General features: G+C 52.1%; 15 protein-coding genes. 12 read left to right on the top strand and 3 right to left on the bottom strand.

The window, feature by feature from the left end; all coding sequences use genetic code 11:
- Positions 1–17 precede the first annotated feature (17 nt).
- The 3 genes from AC0YNX_RS07840 to AC0YNX_RS07830 all read left to right on the top strand — a co-directional run bounded on the left by AC0YNX_RS07840 (position 18) and on the right by AC0YNX_RS07830 (position 3,523).
- A complete protein-coding gene (locus AC0YNX_RS07840; RefSeq protein ID WP_475815062.1) occupies positions 18–815 on the top strand; it encodes a class I SAM-dependent methyltransferase in 798 nt (265 codons plus the stop codon).
- 96 nt (positions 816–911) lie between these two features.
- A complete protein-coding gene (locus tag AC0YNX_RS07835) occupies positions 912–1,289 on the top strand; it encodes a VOC family protein (RefSeq protein WP_475815207.1) in 378 nt (125 codons plus the stop codon).
- Positions 1,290–1,429: 140 nt separating this feature from the next.
- The gene (locus tag AC0YNX_RS07830) at positions 1,430–3,523 is read left to right on the top strand and encodes a transglycosylase domain-containing protein (RefSeq protein WP_475815061.1); all 2,094 of its coding nucleotides are present in this window, start codon (positions 1,430–1,432) and stop codon (positions 3,521–3,523) included.
- Positions 3,524–3,624: 101 nt separating this feature from the next.
- Here the strand turns inward: AC0YNX_RS07830 and AC0YNX_RS07825 are convergent, their stop codons facing one another.
- The 3 genes from AC0YNX_RS07825 to AC0YNX_RS07815 all read right to left on the bottom strand — a co-directional run bounded on the left by AC0YNX_RS07825 (position 3,625) and on the right by AC0YNX_RS07815 (position 7,855).
- A complete protein-coding gene (locus tag AC0YNX_RS07825) occupies positions 3,625–5,793 on the bottom strand; it encodes a molybdopterin oxidoreductase family protein (RefSeq protein ID WP_475815060.1) in 2,169 nt (722 codons plus the stop codon).
- A gap of 43 nt (positions 5,794–5,836) precedes the next feature.
- Complete coding sequence (locus AC0YNX_RS07820) at positions 5,837–7,072, bottom strand: nitrate/nitrite transporter (RefSeq protein ID WP_475815206.1); 1,236 nt, start codon at positions 7,070–7,072, stop codon at positions 5,837–5,839.
- A gap of 213 nt (positions 7,073–7,285) precedes the next feature.
- Positions 7,286–7,855 (bottom strand): ANTAR domain-containing response regulator, encoded by a 570-nt coding sequence (locus tag AC0YNX_RS07815; RefSeq protein ID WP_475815059.1) that lies wholly within the window; start codon positions 7,853–7,855, stop codon positions 7,286–7,288.
- 314 nt (positions 7,856–8,169) lie between these two features.
- Here AC0YNX_RS07815 and nirB point away from each other — a divergent pair, with 314 nt between their 5' ends.
- The 9 genes from nirB to AC0YNX_RS07770 all read left to right on the top strand — a co-directional run bounded on the left by nirB (position 8,170) and on the right by AC0YNX_RS07770 (position 21,333).
- On the top strand, positions 8,170–10,662 hold the full coding sequence (nirB, locus tag AC0YNX_RS07810) for a nitrite reductase large subunit NirB (protein WP_475815058.1): 2,493 nt from the start codon (positions 8,170–8,172) through the stop codon (positions 10,660–10,662).
- Positions 10,659–10,991 carry a nitrite reductase small subunit NirD gene (gene nirD, locus AC0YNX_RS07805; RefSeq protein ID WP_475815057.1) on the top strand — a complete coding sequence of 111 codons (333 nt, stop codon included), beginning with the start codon at positions 10,659–10,661 and terminating at the stop codon, positions 10,989–10,991. The genes nirB and nirD overlap by 4 nt, the downstream gene beginning before the upstream one ends.
- Positions 10,992–11,006: 15 nt before the next feature.
- A complete protein-coding gene (locus tag AC0YNX_RS07800; RefSeq protein WP_475815056.1) occupies positions 11,007–11,840 on the top strand; it encodes a uroporphyrinogen-III synthase in 834 nt (277 codons plus the stop codon).
- Positions 11,841–12,018: 178 nt separating this feature from the next.
- Positions 12,019–12,573 (top strand): GNAT family N-acetyltransferase, encoded by a 555-nt coding sequence (locus AC0YNX_RS07795; RefSeq protein ID WP_475815055.1) that lies wholly within the window; start codon positions 12,019–12,021, stop codon positions 12,571–12,573.
- 116 nt (positions 12,574–12,689) lie between these two features.
- Positions 12,690–13,967, top strand: coding sequence for a Gfo/Idh/MocA family protein (locus AC0YNX_RS07790; protein ID WP_475815054.1), 1,278 nt, complete (start codon positions 12,690–12,692; stop codon positions 13,965–13,967).
- Between the two features lie 427 nt (positions 13,968–14,394).
- Complete coding sequence (locus tag AC0YNX_RS07785) at positions 14,395–15,042, top strand: DUF4912 domain-containing protein (RefSeq protein ID WP_475815053.1); 648 nt, start codon at positions 14,395–14,397, stop codon at positions 15,040–15,042.
- A gap of 22 nt (positions 15,043–15,064) precedes the next feature.
- Positions 15,065–17,944 (top strand): 1,4-alpha-glucan branching protein domain-containing protein, encoded by a 2,880-nt coding sequence (locus AC0YNX_RS07780; RefSeq protein ID WP_475815052.1) that lies wholly within the window; start codon positions 15,065–15,067, stop codon positions 17,942–17,944.
- Complete coding sequence (locus tag AC0YNX_RS07775) at positions 17,941–20,355, top strand: sugar phosphate nucleotidyltransferase (protein ID WP_475815051.1); 2,415 nt, start codon at positions 17,941–17,943, stop codon at positions 20,353–20,355. The genes AC0YNX_RS07780 and AC0YNX_RS07775 overlap by 4 nt, the downstream gene beginning before the upstream one ends.
- Before the next feature lie 318 nt (positions 20,356–20,673).
- Positions 20,674–21,333, top strand: a complete 660-nt coding sequence (locus AC0YNX_RS07770) for a DNA-binding response regulator (RefSeq protein ID WP_475815050.1) — start codon at positions 20,674–20,676, stop codon at positions 21,331–21,333.
- The last annotated feature ends 774 nt before the right edge of the window (positions 21,334–22,107 follow it).

Below are 22,107 nucleotides of genomic sequence, written 5' to 3'. Positions count from 1 at the left end.
GAGGCATTATAGAATTGATGGATGAGAATAAAATATTACGTGAGACATTTGAACAAGCCGCGAATATTTATCAGCAGGCTCGTCCGGAGTACCCTGAACAATTGTTTGAGGACTTAATTCATGCGGCTAATCTGACGCAGGGTGCTCGTTTGTTGGAGGTGGGCTGTGCTACAGGTAAGGCTACAATCCCATTAGCTAAGCGAGGATATAACATCACATGCATAGAACTTGGTGCTGAGCTTGCAGCAGAAGCCCGGCATAATCTTGCTGGAATGAATGCTAAGATTATCAATGGAAACTTTGAAGAATGGCAACCTGAAGCGGGGAATCAATATGACCTGGTATTTGCTGCAACAGCATGGAAATGGATTGACCCCGATGTTCGGTATACGAAAGCTTGGCAGGCTCTGCGTCCCGGCGGACATCTGGCCTTTTGGAGTGCTAATCATGTCTTTCCAGTGGATGGCGACCCATTCTTCCGTGCTATTCAAGAGGTTTACTATGAACTAGGCGAGGGTAAAGAGGTAGATAAGAACGACTGGCCGAGGCCGGGCGAACTTGTTGTGGAACAAGATGAGATGGAGAGAAGCGGTCTGTTCGAGGTTGTTCATATTAAACATTTTGATTGGGAAATGATCTACAGCGCAGAAGCGTACATCGGGCTCCTCAATACATTCTCAGGACACATCCTTATGGAAGACTGGAAGCGCGACAAACTTTACAATGAAATTCGAACTCGCATTAATGCTCGTCCTGAGAAGTCGGTCCGCCGCCACTGGGGCGCTGTTCTCCATGTTGCTCGCAGAATTGGATGACGGGTAACGGCAGGATAGCGTGGTGACGATGTGGAAGAATATAGCGCAGGATTCAAAGCCTCAAATCGAATAATAAGGAGAGAATCATTCATGTCATTGGTTAACAAAGTCGGCCAAATTATGGTGTACGTCAATAATCAAGATGCGGCAAAAGAGTTCTGGACGGAGAAGCTTGGTTTTACCATCATTTCGGAGGTAGATAACGGTGAAGGCTTCAGATACATTGAAGTGGCGCCGTCGCAGCAAGCTGAAACAAGCATTGTTCTGCATAACAAAGATTTTGTAGCGAAAATGTCGCCTGAACTGAATCTGGGCACGCCGTCGCTCATGTTCTATTCGGACAAGCTGGATGCGTTCTACAACGATTTGAAGAATAAGAACGTTACTGTCGGCGAACTGGTGACGATGCCTTTCGGCAGAGTATTCAACTTCTCAGATGATGAATCCAATTACTTCGCTGTCATTGAGAAGTAATCATCGAATAACAGCGCTTCAAGCATCCGCGGCTTCCGCGGATTTTTTTTGCGTTTGGGAGCCTACCTACCGAAAAACCGCATGCTCTGCGAACTACTATCTGAGTGTTTAAGTAGGTTTGGAAGAGCAGGTGGTTATTGATGGACAGTAATCGTTCTAAAAGGGGCGCAAAGAAACGGCGAATCGGATGGACGAAAATATTCGTTTCGCTCGCAGTGGCCGTGGTGCTGGTAATTATCGCTGGTTTGTTCACGCTTCGTGCTTTGGTAGATAGGCAAGATATATCGCTGCTCGCAAAACCGCTGCCCACGGCAACGGTCATTATGGACGATAATGAGAAGGAAGCAAGCCGGATCAAATTGAACACAACGATTGAACCGGTGAGCTATGATGCCTTGCCGAAGCAGCTCATTGATGCCGTGGTAGCTGTGGAGGATAAACGATTTTTTGAGCATCATGGTACAGATGTATGGGGGATTGGACGCGCGCTGTTCACGAATGTAACAAGCGGCAAAACGGTCGAAGGCGCGAGCACGATTACGCAGCAGCTGGCGAAGAATGTATTCCTGACGCAAGAGCGGACATGGTCGCGCAAATGGAATGAAGCGCTGCTGGCGAAGAAGATTGAGCAGACCTATACGAAGCAGCAAATTATCGAGATGTATCTCAACCAGATCTATTTTGGCGAAGGGGCTTGGGGGATTAAGCGGGCAGCAAGCACGTATTTCGGGAAGAGTGCCCAGAAGCTCACGTTGTCGGAAGCTGCGCTCCTCGCGGGCATTATTAGAGCGCCGTCGGCATTGTCGCCATACAAGCATATGGAAGAGGCGAAAGAGCGGCGCAATGTTGTGCTGCAGCTTATGCGAGATCAGGGCAAGATCAGCCCGAGTACATATGAGGCGGCAAGCAAGATGTCGATCAAATTAAGCAGTACCAAGGCAACCCGAGGAGACGGGATGAAATATCCGTATTTCGTGGATCAGATTATCCGCGAAGCTTCGGAGCAATATGGACTGAGTGAAAATGAAGTGCTCCATGGCGGACTGCGTATCTATACGACATTGAATACGAAGATGCAGCAGGCAGCGGAGCATGTATATGCGCAAGCGTCCGTGTTCCCGAAGAGCGCTTCGGATCAGCTTATTCAGAGCGGCGCCGTTCTGCTGGATCCACGAAATGGCGGAATCAAGGCGCTTATTGGCGGTCGTGGAGACCAGCCGTTCCGCGGATTTAATCGGGCTGTTCAATTAAAACGCCAGCCGGGTTCGACGATGAAGCCGATCTCCGTATATACGCCGGCGTTCGAGCGAGGTTATCAGCCGAGCGATACGCTTATGGACGAGCCCGTTGACTTTGGCGGGTACGCACCGAAGAACGCCGGTGGCGGATACCACGGCGAGGTGTCGATCTACGAAGCGATCGTCAATTCCTATAACATTCCGGCGGTTGAGCTGCTGAACGAAATGGGCATTGATGCCGGAATGGAAGCTGCTGAGCGGTTCGGGATTAAGTTGTCTGATGCTGATCGGACACTTGGACTTGCGCTTGGCGGATTGCAAGAAGGCGTTTCGCCGCTTGAGATGGCGGATGCGTTCGGCGCTTTTGCCAATGATGGCAAGCGTTTCACGGCACATGCGATCGTTCGCATCGAATCGGCAGACGGCGAGTTGCTAGCAGAAGCGCCATCGGAAGAGGCGATTCAGGTAACGGACCCAGCCGTAGCAAGGACGATGACGTCAATGCTGCAAGGTGTTGTGGAAGAAGGCACGGGCGAAGTCGCGGCTATCGAAGGTCGGCCGATTGCCGGCAAGACGGGTACAACGGAGATGCCGGGTACCGGCGGCGAAGGGATCAAGGACAATTGGTTCGTCGGGTACACGCCGCAGCTAGTTGGTGCTGTATGGCTTGGCTATGATCATACTGATGCGTCGCACTACTTAACGACGACGTCCAAGGCTGCAGCTGCGGTGTTTCACTCGCTGATGAGTGAAGCGATGAAGGACGAGCCTGTGATGAATTTCCCTAAAGCTCCACAGCTGCCGGGAAAGAAACACGGCAATCAAGGAGACAAGGAAAGCAGAGACGAACCAAAGGGGAAACCGGAGGCAGGGCGGGATCATCCAGCCGGTCCTAAGGGGCCGAAGAAACCGAAGGATGATCACAAGGGGCCTGATAAGCAAGGACCTAAGGAGCATAAGCCCGGCAAGAAACCAGGCAAACACGAAGATGATTAAGGCGAAGGTGATAAACGTTAGAATAGGCGGATGACGTTCCTTAGCTAAATGTTGAATGAAGAAACTGTTCTCGCACGGTTGTGCGGGAACAGTTTCTTCTGTTATGACGTGGAAGAGGAGCTCGCTCTCGCTACAGAGTCTTGACTAACACGCTCTAGTCGCACCGCGCAAACTTTAAACTCTGGCATTCGACTGATCGGGTGAAGCGCATCGTTCGTCAGCAGATTGATTGAATGCTCGCCGCCCCAGTGGAAGGGGACGAACACGCTTGTAGGATGAATGTCTGGCGTCACCTTCACATCGAAGGTGAGTGAGCCTCTTCGCGTCGTCAGCCGAATGCGGTCTCCGGGTCGCAGCAGAATTTGCTCTGCGGCATGAGGGTGGATCTCGGCTACAGGAACAGGCGCTTTCTTCAGCAGCGCCGCTGTTCGCCGAGTTTGGGCGCCGCTTAGATAGTGATTGCCAAGCCTGCCCGTTGTCAGGATGAACGGATATTCGCGGTCAGTCGTCTCTGCTGGCTTCATCGGCGTAATGGCATGCAGCTTGGCGCGTCCATCTGCATGTAAGAAGGTGCCGTTCTCGAACATGCGAGGCGTACCGGGATGATCTGGCGATGGACAAGGCCAGAATAACCCTTTATGCTCCTTCAATCTCGTGTAAGACATGCCGCTATAATCGGCAATACCGCCAGCAGAAGCGAGGCGCAGCTCGTCAAATATCGACTCCGGCGATTCGAACGCAAAGTACGCTCCTCGGCCTAGCTTTTCCGCTAGTTTGCAAATGATTTCATAGTCTTCGAGCGCTTCTCCCGGTGTTTCGAACGCTTTGGGACGATGGAAGACACGGCCTTCCAAGTTGGTTAATGTGCCTTCCGCTTCTAGGAAGGATGAGGACGGCAGAAGCCAGTGGGCATGATCGGCTGTCTCGGTTGCGAACATATCTATAATGACGAGCAGCTCGAGCTTCTGAAGGGCTTCAACGACTCGCGCGCTGTTGGGGCTTGAAACAAGTGGATTCGAGCCAAGCACGATCATCGCCTTGATCTCGCCATCATGGATCTTGCCATATAGCTCATACGCCGAGACGCCTTTGCCGGGCAACTCTTCGGGATCGATGCCCCAGACGGATGCGACATGGCTTCGGGCCGATGGATCTTCAATCAAACGGTAACCGGGCAGCTGGTCGGCCTTCTGTCCATGCTCGCGGCCGCCTTGTCCGTTCGCTTGACCGGTGATCGGACCGAAGCCGCAGCCAGGCTTGCCGATCTTGCCAGTGACCAGGCACAGATTAATATAACTGAGCGTATGTTCGACGCCGTTCACTTGCTGCTCAATACCGCGCGCCGTGAAGATCATCCCTGTCTCGGCTTGAGCAAACCCTCTTGCTACCGTACGAATGACTTCCTTCGGAATGCCGGTATAGTGTGACACGTTCTCAGAAGAGAAGGGACGTACCGCTTCACGTACTTCTGCTAATCCATTCGTATGCTGTTCCACAAACCTTGCATCGTATAAGCCTTCTTCCAGAATGACGTGCATCAATCCGCTCGCGAAGACGGAGTCGAATCCGGGCTGCAGATTGATATGAATATCTGCGATCTTCGAAGTCATCGTTCGGCGGGGGTCTATCGTAACGATGATCGCGCCTTGCTTCTTCGCTTCGAGCAAGTAGGGGATCATCGTCGGTTGGCATTCGGCAATGTTGGTGCCCGCCAGAATGATATACTTCGCCTTCGGGATATCCTCCAGCGTGACATTCAAGCCGCGATCAGCGCCAAAAGCACGATTTTGAGCTGCGGCTGCCGAAGACATGCAATACCGTCCATTGTAGTCAATATACTTGGAGCGCAGCGCAACGCGGGTGAATTTGCCGAGCAAGTAGCAGACTTCATTCGTCAGCGACCCGCCGCCGAACACGGCTACCGCGTCATTCCCGTATTTCGATTGAATTGCTTGAATGCGGCTTGCAATATCGCCAAGCGCATCATCCCAGCTGGCCGCCGACCAAGAAGATGCGGAGCCACCTGCAACACTCCTGCGCATCGGCGCGAGAAGCCGCTCGGAGTGGACCGCATGACCGAGCACATTCAGTCCTTTCTGGCATAACCGGCCGGTAGCGACAGGGAAGTGCTGACTCGGCTTTACTTCCCAGCCGAAATCGTTATCGGCGCGGATGAGATCGATGCCGCATTGCATGCTGCAGTAACAACAGTGCGAGTGGAGCCGCTCTGCACCAGAAGATGCAGAGGCGGTGAGTGGCAATAACGCCATCGTAATTCCTCCTTTTAAAGCTCGGCTGGGCTTTAAACTATTGCTAAGAAGCGATTGTTGAATGGTTTGAATCAACAACGGGGCCACGGCCAGTTGTGAACCAGGTACGCTTCCAAGAGCCTTGCGCAGCTAAGATAAGAACGATGCACGTTAGTGCGACGCCACTCAGAATGAGAAATCCTATCGTGTAAGAACCGGTTGATAGCTTCAGGCTGCCTAACAGATTCGGCAGGAAATATCCGCCTAATCCTCCAGCTGCACCGACAATGCCGGTTACGATACCGAGCTCGCTCGTGAAGCGTTGAGGCACAAGTTGGAAGACGGAGCCATTGCCCATACCGAGCGCCATCATGCCGATAAACAGCAGCGGAACGATGAGATAGAGCGGTGGGAGGAAGGAGATGGAAGCCATCATGAGCGCGCATACGCCGTAGAGTGCCATTAGCATGCGCACGCCGCCGAATTTATCTGCCAGCCAGCCGCCGACCGGTCGGAAGAAGCTCCCTGCGATGACGCAGACCGTTGTGAAATCAGCCGCATGCACCGGACTCAAACCGTATTGCGTGTTAAAGAAGATGGTCAGGTAGTTGGACATGCCGACGAATCCGCCGAAGGTGACTCCATACAAGAGACAGAACATCCAAGTATCGCGCTGTTTAAGCACTGAACCATAATCGGTTAGCTTGCGCGGAGATGGCTGATTCGGACTGTCTTTGGCAAACAGGGTGAAGATGATGAACACCAATGCAATAGGCAGCAGCGCAAGCCCGAAGACAATATGCCAAGATCCGTAATGCTCAGCAATCCGATTCGCGAACAGCGTTGTGAAGACGGTGCCGCTGTTGCCGGCTCCGGCAATACCCATTGCGAGCCCTTGATATTGCGGAGGGTACCAGCGGCTGGCGAGCGGTAAAGCTGCAGCGAATGAAGCGCCGGCAATGCCGAGCAGGAGAGCTACGATGTACAGCTCGTTAAGCGAGTCGGCGAATTTCCAGCCCCATACAAGCGGAACGACAGTAAGTAGCATACCGATCTGTCCAGTGCGCTTAGGTCCGATGACGTCTGTCATATAACCGAGCACAAGCCGTAGAATGGAGCCGCCGAGTATGGGAAGCGCGACTAAATTCGCTTTCTGCGCTGCATCCATCTGGTAATCGTTCATAATAATTACGGCTAGCGGTCCAAGCAGAACCCATATCATAAAGCTCGTGTCAAAGTATAAGAAGGCGCTCGCTAGCGTTGGGGTATGCCCACTCTTCAAAAAGCTCTCTCTATTCATCATTGTTCTCAGGTCTCCTCTCCCGTCCCCGGGTTAATTGAACATAAAAAGGCCGCACTGCAGTCATTAGAACTGCAATACGGCCTCATCGCCAGTGGCTGCACATCGGTGTGCATGCCAATTATTTCGTCTTTCGATTCACGTCATTGTGATCTTAGTTGCATTATATGCGCCGTGAAATGTTCATGTCAATATAGCTAACATAATATTTTGCTAGCCATGGATCAATTGATACACCTTGACGATCGAAGCGGCAATATCGCCGATTCGTTTCCGTTCATTCATCGCCTGCTTGCGCAAGAAGTCATACGCTTCCGCCTCAGATATGCCTTTTACCTCGCACAGAACAGCTTTCGCTTGGTCAATCCACTTCCGTTCTTCGAGGCGCATGAGGAGCTGCTCGCGTTCTTCCGCCCAGTGCTTGCGCTGCTGAAAGTTACGGAGGCCCCATTGCAGGGCAAGCTTCATCTCGCTAACAGTCATCGTTGGGAACAAGAGTCCGTCCGGCGCGTAGCCCCAGTCGCCTTGCTTGAGGGCAATTTCTTCGGAGCATAGCCAATAGGTGGGCAGCCGCCGCATGCTAATGATCGTCGTCTGCCAATCGATCAGGTTGGCATGCGGCACGTGAAGGACGACGGCATCCGCAATATGAATATGATGCTGGGCTTCGCTGGATGTTGCTGCGCGGTACAGCTTATGGCAGCTTTGCTGAAGAAGAGGGGGAGATTGGATGGCGCGTGATCCTGATTCAATAAGAAGAATGGTTCTTGGAATAACAATCACCTCGCAATGATGGCGCAATCGCCAGTCGTTCAGATGGTTCTTGGAAAATATGTAATCTAATATAACACCAATAGCTGGTTCCGTCGATAACCAAATGAACGATTACCGTATGATTGTCATGTAAATGACCGTTTTCTAATTATCATGTTAAGTTTATTGACACAAGACGTTCTCTCACATATACTTAACCCAAGTAAACGAAACTTGGTTGGCACAATGGCGTGCCTCTTCTTTCAGGCAATGGAGCCTATCCTGCTTTGTCATGACGACAAACGGGGTAGGCTTTTATGTTTTTATACGAGGAGAGAGAAGCGATGAGACAACGATTAGTAATGATCGGCAACGGCATGGCCGGCGTTTCGTTCGTGGAGCAGCTCTTGAAGCTGAATCCAAGGCGATTCGACGTTACCATTATCGGCGCAGAGCCGTATCCGAACTATAACCGGATTATGCTCTCGTCCGTACTTGCAGGCGACGCGAAGATGCAGGATATTATCTTGAACGATTGGGATTGGTATAAGGAGAATCACATCAACCTTCACACGGGGGAGACGGTGACCTCTATTGATCCGGCTGCAAAAGCTGTCGTAACCGATAAAGGCGCAACCATTCCTTATGACGAGTTGGTGCTGTCGACCGGATCGCTGCCGTATATGCTTCCGCTGCCTGGCGCGGATAAGGAAGGCGTCATCGCATTCCGAGACATCAAGGATTGTGAGACGATGATGGAAACGGCGAAGCATTATCGCAAAGCAATCGTCATCGGCGGCGGGCTGCTGGGCCTCGAAGCCGCAAGCGGATTGATTCATCAGAACATGGAAGTGAGTGTCGTTCATAAGCATGCTCACATAATGGAGCGCCAGCTCGATGCGACTGCCTCGCGCATGCTGCAGGAGGAGCTGGAGCGGCAAGGGATGCGATTCTTGCTGCAGAAGCAATCAGATGCGGTTCTCGGCGAAGAGCGGGTTAGTGGACTCCGCTTCAAGGATGGTACGGAAGAAGCCGCCGATCTCGTCGTGATGGCTGTCGGCATCAGGCCGAACGTGCAGCTCGCGGTAGAGAGCGGCATTCAAGTGAATCGTGGCATCGTCGTCGACGATTACATGCAGACGAATCTTCCGAATATCCATGCGGTCGGCGAGTGCGCGGAGCACAGAGAAACCTTATATGGACTCGTTGCGCCGCTTTACGAACAAGGAGCGATTCTTGCCAAGAGGCTTGCTGGCATCGCCGTTGATGGATATAAAGGATCGGTCGTTTCCGCGAAGCTGAAGGTATCAGGTGTCCATGTCTTCTCCGCAGGGCGTTATGCGGATGAGCCGGGAACGAAGGCGCTTCGCGTACAGGATGATCTGGAGGGCGTATACAAGAAAATCGTCTTTGAGAACGGCCGAGTCGTAGGCGCGGTACTGTTCGGAGATACGATTGAGAGCTCCAAAGTGTATGCTGCGATTCGGAGCGGCGAAGATTATTCGGGCCGAGAGAAAGAGATCCTGTTCGGCGGGGGCGGGTCATCCAGCGGCGGTGGGCGCAGCTTGAGCGAGGCTGACCTTGCAGCAGCGATGAGCGGTGACGAGATCGTCTGCGGCTGTAATGGCGTGGCGAAGGAAACCATCGTTAAAGCTATTATGGAGAAAGGCTGTGTCAGCGTCGGCGAGATTAAAGCTTGCACGAAGGCATCAGGCAGCTGCGGAACATGTAAGCCACTCGTTGAAGCGATTCTAACAGCGACGATTGGATCGGATCAAGTCGCTGCGGTGAAGGAAGGAATCTGCGGGTGTACGGCACTCACGCGCGATGCTGTTGTCGAGGCTATTCGCCGGATGAGGCTGACAACGACCAAAGAAGTGATGCATGTGCTTGAATGGAATAATCCCGAAGGCTGCTCGAAGTGCCGCCCTGCACTTAACTATTACATTGGCATGATCTACCCGGAAGACCATGAGGATGAGTTGGAATCCCGGTTCGTCAATGAGCGTAACCACGCGAATATTCAGAAAGACGGAACGTTCTCGGTCGTTCCGCGGATCTACGGCGGTGTGACGACCCCAGGGGACTTGAAGAAAATTGCATCCGTTGCGGAGAAATATAACGTGCCTCTCGTCAAGATCACAGGCGGTCAGCGTATTGACTTGCTTGGCGTGAAGAAGGAAGATCTTCCGAACGTATGGAAGGATCTCGCTATGCCATCAGGCTATGCATACGGGAAAGCGCTGCGTACGGTGAAGACATGCGTCGGCAATACATTTTGCCGGTTCGGCACGCAGGATGCGATCAAGATGGGCATCGACCTGGAGAAGAAGTTTGAGCGTTTGAATACGCCACACAAGGTGAAGCTGGCTGTCTCCGGCTGTCCGCGCAACTGTGCGGAGGCAACGATCAAGGACCTCGGCGTTGTTGCGATTGATGGCGGCTGGGAATTATATGTGGCCGGCAACGGCGGGATGCGCGTGCGTGCGGCTGATCTGCTTACGAAAGTGAAGACGGAGGAAGAGGTGCTGGAGTGGACCGGCGCTTACTTGCAGTATTATCGCGAGACGGCGAACTTTGGCGAACGGACAAGTGAATGGTCGGTTCGGGTCGGACTCGATACAATTAAGGCAGCGTTAGCGAATCAAGCGGACCGCGATGCGCTTAATGAGCGAATTGATGTGACGCTGGGCCGTACGCAGGATCCGTGGAAGCAAATCGTGGAGAACGATGATCTCCTCAGCGCATTCGAAGCCCTTACGGCGCCTGTATCTACTGAAGCTGCCGCAAGCATTGAACCCAGCGGATCGAACATGATGGGAGGGACCGAAGGATGAATGATGTCATTATCGGACATTTGTCCGAATTTCCGGAGCGCAGAGGCAGAGTTGTGCGTTTAGGCGATCTTGAGCTTGCGATGTTCAAGCAATCCGATGGAACGATCACGGCGATCGAGAACCGTTGCCCGCACAAGGGTGGCAAATTGTCGGAAGGCATCGTGTGCGGGAGCCATGTCTACTGCCCGCTTCATGACTGGAAGATCAGCTTGAATGACGGGCTTGTACAGGCGCCGGATGATGGATGTGTGCAGACATTCCCTGTCTATATTGACGAGAGAGATAATGTTGTCCTTCGGATCGACATTAGCGAGCCCAAAGTATCCTAGAGGAGGAATGCGGACATGGCGCGATTAGATGGCAAAATCATAGCGGTGACCGGCCCGCGCAAAGCCGAAGAGTTAAGTCGCATGATTGGCAAATTCGGGGGCACAGCTGTCATCCGTCCGGCGCAAGGAACGGTATTTCTCGATGATTCGCATATCGAGCTGCAGCTTCGGGAACTCATTGACCAGCCCGCCGATTGGCTGGTCCTCACGACGGGCGCGGGGACTGAAGCGCTGCTGCAAACCGCAGAGAAGCTCGGCTTAGCCGAGCCGTTCCGGGCAGCGCTTAGCCGAATGAAGCTGGCTGCTCGAGGCTACAAGACGGTGAATGCGCTGCGCAAGCTGGATCTTGTGCCGGAAGTGCGCGATGATGACGGCACAACAGCCGGCTTGCTGCGGGCACTAGACGGCTATGACTTGCATGGCTGCCGTGTTGCGCTCCAATTATATGGCGATCCTGCGCCGAAGATTACCGGGGAGCTCATTCAGCGCGGAGCGATATGTGAGGAGCTCTTGCCGTATCGACATGTGCCGCCAGCTGACGAAGTCATTGAGCAGCTTCTGCAGGAGATCGTCCGTGGTGAAATCGACGCCGTGACCTTTACGAGTACGGTGCAGGTCCGCTATGTGATGGGCTACGCGGCGCGTCTTGGCATCTTGGAAGCAGTTCATGAAGCAATGTCGACAAGCGTGCTTGCGGTTGCGATTGGCAAGTTGACTGCAGAATCGATAAGGGAAGAAGGCGTCCTTCGCGTCTTATATCCAGAAGAGGAACGCATGGGCAATATGCTTGTCGCGATGAGCAAATATTACAACGACGAGGCAAGTGTTCGTTTGCTAGAGGCAAATTGAGACGCGATGGGGACGAAGTGGCGTCTGTATCGACATAGCGACGAAGCTGTGTGTCCGAGAGTGAGGTCTTTGTGACTTCTTCTCGGGCACTTTTTTATGCAGTTTAAGGTCATTTTATGCTAACGTAGTAGAAGAGATGGAAGTTTATGCAAGCAGATCAAGGAGGTTAAGCAGCAGAATGTCGACTCATTACGCTTGGTCAGGCTCCAAAGTTAGGCTGCGTCCGGTCAAGCCGGAGGATTGGGCAGAGTTTCATAATAATGATCTCGATTCCGAGAATGCGAGATTATGTGACGAGATTCATTTTCCCCGCTCGGAGGAAGGCACTGGGATGTGGGCGCTGCAGCAGGCGCAGAGCGGTCCAGACGGCGACAATGTGTTTCTGGCGATTGTTACCCATGACGGGACGCTTGTCGGCAGCATGAATACGATGAGCTGCAATGCGCGTACTGGAACGTTTAAGTACGGAATCTCTATCTTCCGCGAGCATTGGCGCAACGGTTATGCTACGGATTCGGTGAAGACGGTGCTGCGCTACTACTTTGAGGAGCTCCGCTATCAGAAGGTGAGCGCATCTGTGTATGCATTCAACGACGGGTCGAGAGCGCTCCAAGAACATCTTGGCTTCCAGCTGGAAGGCACGTTGCGGAATATGGTCTATACGAAAGGCCGGCATTACGATGAGTGTATTTATGGCATGACGAAGGCTGAATTCGAACAACTCTATGGATAATCCTCACAAGACTGCCGATTTAGGCAGTCTTGTTCTTTTTAGTCACTTGTTAAGGCAGGCGTAGTCGCATCATAATCGAGCATACAAAGGATCGCTGCGATAGGAGATGGATGTTGATGTCAATAGTGACAGCGGCGTTAATCGGAGCTGGTCAACGCGGTGCTCGCGCGTATGGTCCATACGGTCTCGAGTTCCCGGGCGAGCTGCAGTTTATAGCTGTAGCCGAATTCGACGAGGTTAGGCGTGCGAACTTTCAAGTCGCTCATGGCATCGCCGTAGAGTACAGCTTCGCTCAATGGGAAGAACTGCTGGATGGCCCGAAGCTTGCAGATGCGGTTGTGATCTGCACGCAGGATCAGCTGCATTACGAACCAGCGAAACGAGCGCTCGAGAAGGGCTATCATGTGCTCCTGGAGAAGCCAATGGCGGCGAGTCCGGAAGAGTGTGTGCAATTAGGTGAAATTGCGGCGAAGCATGACCGGGTATTCGCGATATGTCATGTACTGCGCTATACCGAATTCTATAAACAGCTGAAGCAGTTGCTTGTCGATGGCGCGATCGGACAATTGATTGCGATTCAGCATACAGAGAATGTGGAGCATCGACATCAAGCACACAGCTTCGTACGCGGGAATTGGCGCAACTCGGAGTCTTCCAGCCCGATGATTCTGTCCAAAAGCTGCCATGATATGGACGTGCTGCTATGGCTAGCGGATTCGAATTGTACAAAAGTATCGTCGTTCGGGTCGCTCACGCATTTTCGTGCTGAGCATGCTCCGGAAGGTGCTCCCTTACGCTGTACGGATGGATGTCCTGTAGAGAAAACATGCCCGTATTACGCACCGAGAATGTACCTGGAGCGCGAAGATTGGGCTGGTCTCGCAATACGCAAGGTCGTCAGTGAAGATATCAGCAGAGAAGCTGTACTGCATGAATTGCGAGTTGGACCCTATGGCAGATGCGTCTACCACTGCGATAATAACGTTGTCGATCACCAGGTCGTCAATTTGGAATTCGCCAATGAGGTAACGGTTGCCTTCACCATGTGCGCCTTTACGATGGAAGGCGGCAGGTCCATGAATGTGATGGGAACCGGTGGTCAGATACGAGCGCATATGGAGAAGAACGTCATCGAGCTGTTTAATTTCTCAACAGGAGCAACGAAGACGATTACGATTCAAGCGCCGGCTGAAGGGCATGGCGGAGGAGATTTCGGCATTATGCGCGACTTCATTAAGCTGGTGAGCGAAGGCGGGAAGGGAGCGAGCCTGACAGGGGCGCAAGTATCCGTCCAGAGCCATCTGATGGCATTCGCCGCCGAGAAATCGCGCCTGGAGAGCCGCGTCATTGATATGGAACAATATCGGCAAGAGCTTCATGAGCGGCTTCAATAACGAGTAAATTCAGCTGAGAACGCAATGAATTAACCAGTCAGTTATTCGTTTGATGTGAAAAGTGACTGATTTGTTACAAGCCGTGTCAGTCGCTTTGTGATTGCTGTCGAAGCACGACTAATATCTGTAAATCTGCCGACAGCATCAGCCAAACGTTGAATAGGTATTTAGTCCCCTAGTTCTTTATGCCTGTTTGTGTATCGCGCTGATAAAGCGTATTCAATGATGGATTTTCACGAAAAAAAAACATGAATTTGGAAAAAGAGGCATGGGACATCTGTTGCAGATGAGTCCTTGTCTCTATTTTTTTTATATCGCATCGTTCGAGCAAATTTTCAGCCAGATCCCTTTATAATGCGTAAATGTGCGGTAGATGTTTAGCGATTGTAGAGCAGCCGCAATAAGCATGAAGGGGGTACGTTGTCGTTTGGAAGATATCATTCGATTAAAGCAAGATGGATTGTCTCAGAGGGAAATTGCAGCGCGTCTTGGCATCAGCAGCAGTAAGGTCAGGTATCACTTGGCGAAGCATGGTCTTCTGCCGCAGAGCAGCCGTAGCGGTGGAAGGAAAGGTCAGCATGCAGAAGTTCCTGATGTGGACTTTGCATACTTGCCGCAGACCTCAAGCCTCAATCAGGACAGGCTTGTGCTGCTCCCAAGAGATCCGAATACCTTATATGTTTATTGGATGCTGACCGAGCGGCGAATTCGGATGATTGAGCAGCATTTTCACTGTGCTTGGCAAGAGCTGCCCAAATGGCTACGGGTATACGACGTATCGTACACGGCTTTCCATGGCGATAACGCGAACCGGTCGTGGGATATTCAGGTGAATGCGCAGGCGGACAATTGGTTCATCAAAGGAATGTCGGCGGGAACTGTTTACTGTGTCGATCTCGGCACGACTGCAATTGACGGCAGATTTATTTCGCTGCTTCGCTCACAAGCGGTCGAAACGCCAAGACTGCACGGCGAGCACAGCTCCGCTCAGAACAACAGCGTGTGGGCCAGTGTTGAGCCAGTCAAGCAGCCCGATTGGGCTGAATCGTTCACCGGGTACTCCATTGCAGAATAAACAACCGGAAAGGAAGTCTACTGTGGAAAAAGGTTATCTCTCCATTGTGCTGCACGCTCATCTGCCTTATGTGCATCATCCTGAAAGTGAACGTTATATCGAGGAACGCTGGCTTTTTGAGGCCATTACCGAAACGTATATTCCGCTGCTGAACATGATGGAGGGGCTCGTTCGGGACCAAGTGACGTTTCAGCTAACGATGTCGATGACGCCGACGCTGCTCTCCATGCTTGCAAGCCCGCTGCTGCAGGAGCGGTACGTTCAACATATGGATCAACTTATCGCGCTTGCGGATAAAGAGATTGCTAGAGTTCAAGAAGATGAAGCGCTGCTGCCTGTTGTCATGATGTACGCGGAGAAGTTCCGCCATACTCGCCGGCGTTTCCTAGAGGATTACAATTCCTGCATTATAGCAGGCTTCAAAGCGATGTCGGATCGAGGCTGTTTGGAGATCATCACTTGCTCCGCAACGCATGCCATCTTGCCTTATATCCGTACGGAGCAAGCGCTTCGGGCTCAGATTGAGAATGCCGTGAAGGTACACAGCGAGCATTTCGGCAAAGCACCGCGCGGCATCTGGCTGCCGGAATGCGGATACCGAGAGGAGCTTGATCATGTGCTTCGGGAATTCGGTATCCAATTCTTCATGACCGATAGCCATGTGTTCCAGCATGCAGATCCAGCGCCGGCTCAAGGCGTATACGCGCCGATCATGACTCCTGGAGGCATCGCCGCATTCGCTAGGGATCAAGAGACTTCGAAGCAGGTGTGGAGCGCACAGGAAGGCTATCCGGGTGATAACGATTACCGCGAATATTATCGCGATATAGGCTACGAGCTTGATATGGAATATCTGAATCCTCATCTTCCGGTGGAAGGGCTGAGATTGAACACGGGGATGAAATACTGCCGGATCACAGGCCAGAACATGGAGAAGCAGATTTACAACCTGGACTGGGCGCGCCAGAAGGCTGAGCGCCATGCGGGCAATTTCATGTTCAACCGGGAGAAGCAAATTCAGCATCTAGCGGGGAATATGCACCGCAAACCGATCATCGTCGCATCGTATGACGCGGAGCTGTTCGGTCATTGGTGGTATGAAGGTCCGATGTGGCTGGAGGAGCTGTTCAGGAAGATAGATTCCGAGCAACAGACGGTGAAGCTGTCGACACCTACGGCTTATTTGGATGAGTATCCGGTCAATGAACAGTGCCGTCTCGCATTCTCAACGTGGGGAAGAGGCGGATATGGAGAAGTATGGCTGAACGATACGAATCAGTGGATTTATCGCCATCTGCATGATATGGAAGATCGTATGATTGAGCTTGCAGATCGCTATCCGGCTGCGGATGCTCTGAAGACCAGAGCGCTTAATCAAGCGGCGCGTGAGCTGCTGCTGGCGCAAAGCAGCGACTGGCCGTTCATTATGGATAATCGCACGATGGTCGACTACGCCATTAAGAGAGTGAATAATCACGTCGGCCGTTTCGGTCGACTCTATGAAATGCTGCAAACCGGATTCATAGATGAGCGGTGGCTGGCTGAGGTGGAACTTCGAGATAACCTGTTCCCGGATTTGGATTATCGCGTGTACTTCTCAGGCAGATCCATAGACAACGATAACATCGTCCATCTGCAGGCATCATCGTCGACAGGATTCAAAGTGCTCATGCTGGCTTGGGAATACCCGCCGATGGTTGTCGGTGGTCTGTCGCGACATGTCTTTGATTTGAGCCGGACGCTTGTGAGTCTTGGAACAGAGGTTCACGTCATTACTTCTCATGTAGAAGGCTACCCTGCCTATGAGATCAATGGCGGCGTGCATGTCCATCGCGTGCGCACCTATCAAGCGGCGAATCTATCGTTCATGGAATGGATTCTGCAGCTGAATCTAGCAATGAGCGATTACGCTGCGCATTTGATCCGCAATTATGGCGTGTTCCATCTGATTCATGCCCATGATTGGCTGGTCAATCAAGCGGCGAAGACATTGAAGTACCAGTTCGGCTTGCCGCTTGTGGCAACGATCCATGCGACTGAGCATGGCCGCAACCAAGGCATTCACACCGAGCTGCAGCATCAGATCCACCATCAGGAATGGGAAATGACCTACGAAGCATGGCGGGTCATCGTGTGCAGCGAGTATATGGAGCGGGAACTGCACGGTCTCTTCCAGCTCCCAGCGGATAAGCTGGATGTGATTCCGAATGGCGTGATCATAGATAACTTCCAAGCAATAGCTGATCATTCTAGTTCCGAACACGTTACACAAGAGACCTTCGCGCTGCCTGATGAGAAGATCGTCTTCTATGTCGGCAGAATGGTTCGAGAGAAGGGCGTTCATATTCTGCTCGAGAGTATTCCAGCTGTACTCGCATCCTGTCCGCAAGCGAAGTTTGTTCTGGCAGGCAAAGGACCGATGCTGGATCAATTGAAATCCCGGGCATTCGAGCTGGGTATTAGCGATAAAGTTTGCTTCCCTGGATTTATAGACGACAGCACAAGAAATCAGCTGTTCCGTGAGGCGTATGCCGCAGTCTTCCCAAGTCTCTACGAGCCGTTCGGCATTGTAGCGATTGAAGCTATGGCCGCACAGCTGCCAGTTATCGTTTCCGGTGTAGGCGGACTTGCGGAAATTGTTCATGACGGCGAAGACGGCTACACGGTGCTGCCAGGCGACGTGCAGTCATTAAGTACGCGGCTCACTATGATGCTGCAAGACGAAAGCAATGCCAAAGCGATGGCGAGGAACGCCTATCATAAAGTGGTTGATGAATATGACTGGAATACCATTGCGCGTGAAACAATCGGCACGTATCGCAAGGTCGTGCTAGAGCAAGCACAGCTGCAAGCTAGCAAAGAAGCGGCTGCCACAATTGAAATTACAGGAGGGCTACAATGAAAGCTGTCATTATGGCTGGTGGAAAAGGAACCCGTCTTCGTCCCTTAACGAGCAACACACCGAAACCTATGGTTCCTCTCTTGGACCGTCCGGTCATGGAATATACGATTGCACTGCTGAAGAAGCACGGCATTACGGACATCGCAGTTACGGTGCAATTTATTCCGGAAGCGATTCGAAATTATTTTGACGATGGCTCGGATTTCGGCGTCCGTCTTCATTATTTCGAGGAGCAAAGTCCGCTCGGCACAGCCGGCAGCGTGAAGAATGCAGAGCAGTTCCTGGACGAGACGTTCATCGTCATCAGCGGCGATGCGCTTACGGATTTCGATCTCACTCGCGCGATCGACTATCACCGGGAGAAAGGCTCTGTCGCAACGCTTGTATTGACGCAAGTCGACAGCCCGCTAGAGTTCGGCGTCGTGATGACCGATGAGAGCGGCCGCATCAACCGATTCCTGGAGAAGCCGAGCTGGGGCGAGGTGTTCAGCGATACGGTCAACACAGGGATCTATATCTTGGAGACGGAAGTATTCCAGTACTCGGAGAAGAATCAGGAGTTCGACTTCAGCAAGGATCTGTTCCCTCTGCTCATGAAGAATAACCGACCGATGTACGGCTATGTGGCTGATGGGTATTGGTCGGATATCGGTAATCTGAATCAATATCGCCAAACGCAGTTCGATATGCTGGACGGCAAAGTCGACATTGATTTGCCTGGACGGGAGATTGCGCCGGGCGTGTGGGCGAGCGAGCGAGTGAAGATTGATCCGACGGCTTCCATTATTGGCCCAGCCTATATAGGGGAGCGCAGCGTCATCGGCAAGCAAGCTATGATCGGCGAATATAGCATTATTGGCGGCGGATCTATGATCCTGGATCGGGCTTCGGTAGAGAGAACCGTGCTTTGGAAGCACAATATGCTGGACAATAACGTGGAGATTAGTGGCGCAACGCTATGCCGGAATGTGATTTGCCGTTACGGTGCTTCGATTCATGAAGACGCGGTGCTCGGCGACAATTGTGTCGTTGGCGTTCATAGTGTTGTAGGCTCAGGTGTGAAAATGTTCCCGAACAAGTCGGTCGAAGACAATGCCGTCTTGAAGCGTTCGCTCATCTGGGGCGAGCAGGCGGCGAAGACGATCTTCGGGCAGTTTGGCGTCAAAGGCGCATGCAACGTCCATATGACGACCAGCTTCGTGAACCGGTTGTCGATGGCGCTAAGCACATCGATGCCGATGGGCGTTACGGTCGGTATCGGCCATGACGCGGCACCATTCGCCGAATTGATGGCGGAAGCGTTCGCTGCCGGACTGCATGCTTCGGGTATCCATACGTATCATTTTGGCGCTGTCACTTCCTCGATTGCCCGCTATGGGGCATGTCACCTCGACTGCACAGCTGGCATCTACGTGCGAATGACTGAGGAAGACGGAGAAGAGCAGGCAGTCATTGAGTTTTTGGATGAGCAAGGCTTGCCGATCACGAAAGCGTTGGAGCGCAAGATCGAGAATGCCTTTGTGCAAGAAGATCAGCGCATCATCAAGCTAAGCGAAGTCGGCCGGAAGCGCACTTGTGCAGAAGTAAGCCGTCTATACCGCCGCGATCTGCTTGAGTCCGTCGATACGAAGCTCATCGCGCGCCGTTCCTATAAGGTGGTAACGGTCTATAACGGGAACAACTTGAACCATGTATTGCCGGAGTTTCTGCAGGAGCTGGGCTGCCGCGTGATTCAGTTGAACGGCGTCATTAAAGAGCCTTCGGAGCTTGCGCATTGGGTGCGAGACAACGGCGCTGACTTCGGCTTGATGCTCGATACGAACGGACAGCGGATTCAGCTGGTTACGGAGCATGGCGAGCTGATCTCGGATGAGCTGACCCATATGATTCAGATGCTCATCCAGCTGCAAGCGTCCAAGGACGATGTCATTCATGTGCCGGTTCATTTTCCAGAGATCGCAGAGCTTATGGTTGCCCAGAGCAATCGCAAAGTCGCGCGGACGAAGGCGGATACGCGCTCCATTCTGGAGAGCTGCCAGCATGGCGGATTCCATGTCTATCTCGACGGCATCTACACGCTCGTTCATTGCATGGAGATGATGGCGGATAAGGGAGCTTCGTTATCCGAGCTGGTGCAGACGATCCCGGCTTTTGCGCTGCTGAAAGAGAAGGTTGACTGCCCTTGGTCTGAGAAAGGGAAGGTTATGCGCTTCTTGATGCAGGAGACGAAAGGGAAGCATGTCGAGCTGATAGATGGCATTAAGATCTTCCATGAAGAGGGCTGGACGCTCATTCTTCCTGATCATGAGAAGCCGATCTTCCAGGTGTATGCAAATGCAGAGTCCCAGCTGGCAGCCAAGCAGATGGCGGCGTCTTATGCGGATAAGATTCGGAAGTATCGGAGCAGTTAGCGGGTGGGAACAAGGAGATAACGAACCGCATAGTTATTGGAAGATCGCTGTGCGCTGGAATAACGATCTCCAGGTGAAACACCAGTTCCGTGCGAAACCATCCAATTATCTGAACGCACCGTATCATATGGAGCAAGTATGCTCGTCGGAATTGCTATAATGGTGGGAATTGGCATCCCTCTACTTTTCATTTTTCAGAAGCTATGATATGTTTAATTCAATTCAATACGGTTGTGAAGCACACACCGCTCTTTCTGGACACGACGTGTTCTGGAATGGGCGGTTTTTTTATTTTATTAAAGCGAGGAGCGTTCGACGATGAACTTTCAGATGGCCTATCAACATTGGTTAGAGAAGCAGAGAGTCGGTGCAACAGGTGATAGAAAGCATCGGTTAGTGGAAGGGCATGGGCATGCGGAAAAGTTGTTTTTGCAGCAGGTGTGGTATCCTGCTTTCCGAAGCTTCGACCATCTTCAAGCAGAGTACGAGGTAGCAGATTTCAAAGACGGTTCGCGTTTTCTGGACTTCGCTTTCATACAAGCACCTATCAAACTTGCGATTGAAATCGACGGATACGGCCCTCACGCCGCTAAAGCCACTCGCTGGCAATTCGCTGACTCACTCATGCGCCAAAATCAGCTCATTATCGACGGATGGCAAATCCTCCGGTTCTCCTATGACGATGTGAACGAACGGCCGCGCATGTGCGAACAAACGCTGCAGCAATTCATGGGCAGTTGGCTTGGCAGCAACCGCTCTTCGACCAGCAGTCTCAACGATCTCATCGAAGCAGAAATCCTCCGCCACGCCTTGCGCCTCGACCGTCCGATTCGCCCGCGTGATGTGATGGAGTTGCTGCAACTAAGTAGAGACCAGGCATACCTGATCATTCACCGCATGCTTCAAAAGAAACTGCTACTTCCCGCTGGTAGAGGGACGAAAAAAATCCGAACATACAACTTAAATCAAAGCAATTAGGGTCGTGTTGAATAATCGAGAGAGGATATTGCCTCTCTCAGCTTAAATTTTCAGCGAATTCAGCGCTGAGAGAGGGTTTACCCGCACTCAGAGGGCATTTCGCCGCGAAGCGTAGCATTTTCAAGAGTGAGAGAGGATATAGCCTCTCTCAGCTCGAATTTTCAGCGATTTCAGCGCTGAGAGAGGATTTACCCGCACTCGGAGGGCATTTCGCCGCGAAGAGGAGCATTCTCGGGAGTGAGAGAGGATATTGCCTCTCTCAGCTTAAATTTTCAGCGATTTCAGCGCTGAGAGAGGATTTATCCGCACTCGGACGCCGTTTCGCCGCGAAGAGCAGCATTCTCGGGAGTGAGAGAGGATATAGTCTCTCTCAGCTCGAATTTTCAGCGAATTCAGCGCTGAGAGAGGGTTTACCCGCACTCGGAGGGCATTTCGCCGCGAAGAGGAGCATTTTCAGGAGTGAGAGAGGATATTGCCTCTCTCAGCTCGAATTCTCGGTGAATTCAGCGCTGAGAGAGGGGTTACTCGCACTCGTAGGGCATTGCCCGCTAAGAGCAGCCAGCTTAGCAATGAAAATGGTTTACGGACATTACATTTTCGTATATATCTTCCAATCCAGCCCAACAAATAATCTTGTTGCATTTTCCAAAAAGGTAGACTACACTTGTCACAATTGAATAAACGCGGGAGCTTGCGGATAGCAGGCTGAGAGTACGGCTAACCTGTCGTAGACCGTTATACCTGTTGGGTAATGCCATCGTAGGAAGGGTACTG

The sequence above is a fragment of the Paenibacillus sp. J31R98 genome (assembly GCF_056269245.1).
The sequence above is the reverse complement of the archived record's forward strand: the minus strand, read 5'-3'. Positions and strand labels throughout refer to the sequence as shown.